The organism is Comamonas sp. GCA5 (assembly GCF_036541385.1).
GTDB lineage: Bacteria > Pseudomonadota > Gammaproteobacteria > Burkholderiales > Burkholderiaceae_C > Comamonas > Comamonas aquatica.
Window position 1 is genome coordinate 1 of sequence record NZ_JAZHFR010000229.1, and the last position, 449, is coordinate 449.

Annotated in this window: 1 pseudogene; it reads right to left on the reverse strand. The window is 55.2% G+C overall.

Going from position 1 to position 449, the window contains the following annotated elements:
* Nucleotides 1-112 precede the first annotated feature (112 nt).
* Nucleotides 113-449, reverse strand: a pseudogene (locus tag SJH88_RS19420) (transposase); the annotation flags it as partial.

A 449-nucleotide genomic window follows, 5' to 3' on the forward strand; every position in this document is an offset into this window, starting at 1 on the left:
CGACGGGTCTTGTTCTGGGCTTCGGTCATGGTGTCCACCTATCTGGTTTGGTGGACACCATCGTTGCCGCTTACGCCGCCGCCCTCAAGGGTGGGATGACCGTGCGCTTACCAATGAACTGCTCAATCGTCGTTGATTGCCAGTTACCCGGATAGAACAGCTCAATCTTTAGCCTGCCAAAGAAGCCTTCGCATGCTGCATTGTCCGGTGAGCATCCTTTGCGGGACATTGAGCGAACCAGCTTTGCATCATGCACCCTTGAGAGCCAGCCTGGCCAACGGTAGTGAGCCCCGCGGTCCGAATGAATTACAGGCCGGACCTCGTTGCGTTGGACAGTATCAATGGCAGCATCGAGCATAGTGTTGACGAGGTGGGCATTGGGATGGCTACCTATGCTCCAGCTCACCACCATCCCATCGAAACAATCAATCACTGGCGACAGGTAAATC